Below are 730 nucleotides of genomic sequence, written 5' to 3'. Positions count from 1 at the left end.
CACGCGTGCCCGCAGCACCCATTGGATGACGGGGCGGTAAAGCGCGATCAGGATACGGTTCACGGGGTTGCGGTGTTCGGGAACGATCCGCCCGCGCACCAAGATCACCATCAGCGCGGGCACAAGCGTGACTGACAGAAGCGCCGCCGCCGCCATGGCAAAGGTCTTGGTGGCGGCAAGCGGACCGAACAATCGCCCCTTCTGCCCTTCCAGCGCGAAGATCGGCAGGAAGGACACGGTGATGATCAACAGGCTGAAAAACAGCGCCGGGCCAACCTCGGAGGCGGCCTCGATCAGCACCTCCAGCCGTGGCTTGCCGGGTTCCGCCCGTTCGAGGTGTTTGTGCGCGTTCTCGACCATCACGATGGCGGCGTCGATCATGGCGCCGATGGAGATGGCGATGCCGCCCAAGCTCATGATGTTTGCCCCCATGCCAAGCGCCCGCATGGCGATGAAGGCCATCAAGAGGCCCACCGGCAGCATGATGATCGCCACCAGAGACGACCGGACATGCAGCAGGAACAGGAAGGTGACAGCAGCCACCACCAGCATTTCCTTGATCAGCGTGGTGCGCAGCGTCTCAATCGCCGACAGGATCAGGTCGGACCGGTCATAGACGGTGACGATCTCCACCCCCTCCGGCAGGCTTTGCGCGATCGTGTCGATCTCGGCCCTGGCGTTGTCGATCACGTCAAGCGCATTGGCCCCTACGCGTTGCAGCACGATGCCG

1 protein-coding gene is annotated in these 730 nt (G+C 63.6%); it reads right to left on the bottom strand.

The features are described 5' to 3' along the window. Positions 1–730: efflux RND transporter permease subunit (locus V7650_RS18095; RefSeq protein ID WP_335657601.1), on the bottom strand; the 730-nt coding region annotated here is incomplete at both ends.

It is taken from the genome of Parasphingorhabdus sp. (assembly GCF_036964565.1).
Lineage (GTDB): Bacteria > Pseudomonadota > Alphaproteobacteria > Sphingomonadales > Sphingomonadaceae > Parasphingorhabdus.
Note: the sequence above shows the minus strand (reverse complement) of the source record. Positions and strands in the feature narration are given on the sequence as shown.